The sequence below is a fragment of the Burkholderia sp. MSh2 genome, assembly GCF_000731655.1.
GTDB lineage: Bacteria > Pseudomonadota > Gammaproteobacteria > Burkholderiales > Burkholderiaceae > Burkholderia > Burkholderia paludis.
In genome coordinates this window covers 1-3830 of sequence record NZ_JPGM01000133.1, presented here as the reverse complement: position 1 = coordinate 3830, position 3830 = coordinate 1, and the positions used below count along the sequence as shown (strand labels likewise).

Here is a 3830-nt window from a genome sequence, read left to right as displayed (position 1 = left end):
CCACCCCTTCCCATCCCGAACAGGACCGTGAAACGACTCTACGCCGATGATAGTGCGGATTCCCGTGTGAAAGTAGGTAATCGTCAGGCTCCCTAAGCCAGAAACCCCCGCCCGAAAGGCGGGGGTTTTTGCATTTCGGCGGCGGAAATGCGAGTGAAGCCGGATCAGGCAGTGTGCTTCCTTCAGCACATCCGGCCGGCACTGGCCAGGTCGTCCCGTTCCATGCCTTGCCGGGAGCGAATCCGCGCAATTTGGTACGATCGAAATGCCGTCGGCGATTGCATCCGTCGACGTTCATGATCGGAACCAGGGTTTGACGGAGAGGGCGGGGAATGAACATCGGCGACGCGTCGCGCGAATCCGGAGTCAGTGCAAAAATGATCCGGTACTACGAACAGGTCGGTCTTCTCGCGCCGAGCAAGCGTACCGACGCCGGTTACCGGATCTACGGCGCAGACGAAATCCATACGCTTCGCTTTATCCGGCAGGCGCGACGGCTCGGCTTTCTCGTCGAAGACATCCGCAAACTGCTGATGCTCTGGCAAGACCGCTCGCGCGCCAGCGCCGAAGTGAAGTCGATCGCCCTCGAGCATGTGGCTGAACTCGACAAGCGCATTGCGGAGTTGAGCGACATGCGCGATACGCTGGCAGACCTTGCCACGCACTGCCATGGGGACGACCGGCCGGAATGCCCGATCTTGGCGCGTCTGGCGAACCCCATCAATGAACCAAATTAGTGCGTGCCCTCGAGCGCCGAAACAGGCTTCGATGCGTTTCCCATGAAAATCAAGAGGTTACGACCGCCTCGCGTGACTCCATTCCAAACAGGAATGGCTTCCATGCAAGTATTTCACTAGCATCTTGGTGCGGCGTCGCTATAATTCGGGATAACCCTATACGGGAAATCCCTGAATCTCGATTCACCAGGGTTCCCCCTCCTTGGAGAACGTCATGATCGCCTACATCGTCGAAAAGCTGAGCAACTGGTTTGAATCCGCAGAACGTGAGCGCCGTGAGGCTTACCTCGCTACGTCGTCGGACATCGTCCAGCTCGAGCACCGCATCCGTTCGCTCGAAACCAACGGCTACTCGCTGTAATCGGAGTCACCGGCAGGTGCCATGTGGCGCCGAACGATAAGCAAGCCCCGTATTGACGGGGCTTTGTTTTTTTGTGCGCCGGATCTGGCGGAATCGCCGATGCGGCGCTATGGTATGGGCCTGCTTTTCATTCGGAAGGACACGATCATGCGTTTGCGTCTCGATGTGCGTCGAATTGCCCGCGCGCGCCTCGCTCTGGGCGCGGCGGTGCTTGTCCACGGCCTCGCGGCGAGCGCCGCGACGGCGTCCAAGCCGCTGATTCTCGATACGCAACGAGGTATCCAGGACGGCAAGGGCGGGCTGGTGCTGCAGACGGCGCCGCTATCCAGCGCACCGATCGTCGAGCCGGCGGGCATGCGGGCACCGGCCGGGCAAGCGCCGAACACTTCGGTCCCGCTGTTCGTCGCGCCGTATATCAATGTTCCCGCCTGGGGCGCACCGCCAGCCAACCAGCCGCGGCTTGCGCCGAGGCCGCAGCCGTAACGCACGGGCTGCCCGATCAGTTTCCGCGGTGCTCGATCTGACAGCGGGCACCGCTGTCCTGTCCCAGCATCTCGACGAGATAGGGCAGTGCTTCGTTCATGCTCTGGGCGAGCGTATAGGGCGGATTCAGAATGAACATCCCGCTGCCATAGAGGCCCAGCCCGTCCGTCGGCGGATTCGACACGGTCAGCGTCAGGTGCAGCCAGTTGTTCGGCTGCAGGCGTTTCAACTGCTCGGGAAAGCGTTGCGATTCCGTCCGGGTGACCTGCGGGTACCAGACTGCATAGCAGCCCGTCGCGAAACGCTTCAGACATTCCGTCACGCAGCTGATCGTACGTGCGTAATCCTTCTTGTCCTCGTATGAAGGATCGATCAGCACGAGTGCGCGTCGCGGCGGCGGCGGCAGCAGCGCCTTGATGCCTTCGAAACCGTCGCCGGCGAAGATCATCGCACGTCGCCCCGCGTCGCGGAAATTGTGGCGCAGCACGTCGATTTCCGTCGTGTGCATTTCGAACAGACGCATGCGGTCCTGCTCGCGCATCGATCGCCAGGCGATGTACGGGGAGCCCGGGTAGAAGCGCAATTCGCCGTCGTCGTTCAGCGCACGGACTTCGTCCACATAGTCGCCCAGGACGTCCGGCAGGTTCTTTTCATTCCACAGTCGGCCGATGCCGGTGTCGAATTCCGACGTCTTGGCGGCGTAGCCGTCGCGCAGCGAGTACACGCCGGCGCCTGCGTGCGTGTCGATGTACCAGTACGACTTGTCTTTCTTGTTCAGGTGGCGCAGCAGCTGGACGACGACGGCGTGCTTGAGCACGTCTGCGTGGTTGCCTGCGTGAAAACCGTGACGATAACTGAGCATGGCTGGCTGCCTGAAACGAAAGGTGAATCGATGAACGCGCCCGCTCGTACACGGCGGTCAGGCCGGGTGCCGATGCGGGCCGCGTATTGTACGCGAGTGGCCGCAAGCCGCCTTACTCGTATGCGGCGCCGACCACCTCCTCGATCCGTTGCTTCACGTCCGGCGTCAGCTTCTCGGCGACGTCGAGCGCACGCATGTTGTCGCCGATCTGCTCGATCCGCGACGCGCCGGTGATGACCGAACTCACGCGCGGATTCGCGAGCACCCACGCGATTGCGAGCTGGCCCGTGCTGCAGCCGAGCTCGGCCGCGATTTTGCCGAGCTGCTCCACGATGTCGTTGGCAGCCTGATCGGTCAATCGGTCGCGCATCCAGTCGTAACCCTGCAACTGCGCGCGGCTGCCGGGCGGCACGCCGTTGCGGTACTTGCCGGTGAGCAGGCCCGACGCCAACGGGCTCCAGGTCGTGAGGCCGAGGCCGTAGTCGTCGTAGAGGCGCGCATATTCCTGTTCGACCCGCATACGGTGGAACAGGTTGTATTGCGGCTGCTCGACAACCGGCTTGTGCAGGTGATGCCGTTCGGCGATCTCGATCGCGGCGCGAATTTCGTCGGCGCTCCATTCCGACGTGCCCCAGTACAGCGCCTTGCCGCGCGCGATCATGTCGCTCATCGCCCAGACGGTTTCCTCGATCGGCGTGTTCGGATCCGGGCGATGGCAGTAGACGAGGTCGACATAGTCGAGCTGCAACCGGCGCAACGAGCCGTCGATCGCGTTCAGCAGGTATTTGCGGTTCAGCGTGTGATACTGGTTCGGCGCTTCCGCAAGCCCCCAGAAGAACTTCGTGGACACGATATAGCTGATGCGCGGCCAGTCGAGCGACTTGAGCGCCTCGCCCATGATTTCCTCGGATTTGCCGCCGGCGTAGACCTCGGCGTTGTCGAAGAAATTGACGCCCGCGTCGCGCGCCGCGGCGAGGCATTCGCGCGCCGCCCGCTGATCGACCTGGTTGCCGTACGTGACCCATGAGCCGAGCGAAAGTGCGCTGATCTGCAGGCCGGAGCGGCCCAGCCGACGGTAGTGCATGCGAACCTCCTGCGTGACTGGAACGACCTTAAGCTTAGACGTTTTGCACGCGAAGCGCGGGGCCGATCGTGCACAATGACGGCTGGCCCGCCGCTCAGGTCGCGCGATGCATGCGGATGCGGCGGGAGTGTGCTTTATCGATCCGATATCGGGAGGAGACGGACATGGCAGCAGATCTGAACGGCAAGACCGCAGTCGTCACGGGCGCCGCAAGCGGCATCGGCAAGGAAATCGCCCTCGAGCTCGCGAAGGCGGGCGCGGCGGTGGCGATCGCCGACCTGAACCAGGACGGCGCGAACGCGG

General features: G+C 62.8%; 6 protein-coding genes and 1 rRNA gene. 5 read left to right on the top strand and 2 right to left on the bottom strand.

Annotated elements, in window-relative coordinates:
• The 4 genes from rrf to GQ57_RS37805 all read left to right on the top strand — a co-directional run.
• Positions 1-89, top strand: a 5S ribosomal RNA gene (rrf, locus tag GQ57_RS44555); the annotation flags it as partial.
• Between the two features lie 243 nt (positions 90-332).
• Positions 333-737: a Cu(I)-responsive transcriptional regulator gene (gene cueR, locus GQ57_RS37810; RefSeq protein ID WP_031403731.1), complete on the top strand. Its 405-nt coding sequence runs from the start codon at positions 333-335 to the stop codon at positions 735-737.
• 214 nt (positions 738-951) lie between these two features.
• A complete protein-coding gene (locus GQ57_RS41135; RefSeq protein ID WP_072445473.1) occupies positions 952-1098 on the top strand; it encodes a DUF3563 family protein in 147 nt (48 codons plus the stop codon).
• A gap of 114 nt (positions 1099-1212) precedes the next feature.
• A complete protein-coding gene (locus GQ57_RS37805; RefSeq protein WP_031403730.1) occupies positions 1213-1581 on the top strand; it encodes a hypothetical protein in 369 nt (122 codons plus the stop codon).
• A 16-nt stretch (positions 1582-1597) separates the two neighbouring features.
• Here the strand turns inward: GQ57_RS37805 and GQ57_RS37800 are convergent, their stop codons facing one another.
• Both GQ57_RS37800 and GQ57_RS37795 read right to left on the bottom strand, forming a co-directional pair.
• Positions 1598-2443: a 23S rRNA (adenine(2030)-N(6))-methyltransferase RlmJ gene (locus GQ57_RS37800; RefSeq protein WP_031403729.1), complete on the bottom strand. Its 846-nt coding sequence runs from the start codon at positions 2441-2443 to the stop codon at positions 1598-1600.
• A gap of 112 nt (positions 2444-2555) precedes the next feature.
• Positions 2556-3527 carry a potassium channel beta subunit family protein gene (locus GQ57_RS37795; RefSeq protein ID WP_031403728.1) on the bottom strand — a complete coding sequence of 324 codons (972 nt, stop codon included), beginning with the start codon at positions 3525-3527 and terminating at the stop codon, positions 2556-2558.
• Positions 3528-3691: 164 nt separating this feature from the next.
• Here GQ57_RS37795 and GQ57_RS41130 point away from each other — a divergent pair.
• On the top strand, positions 3692-3830 hold a 139-nt coding region (locus GQ57_RS41130; protein ID WP_134320086.1), incomplete at its 3' end, for an SDR family NAD(P)-dependent oxidoreductase.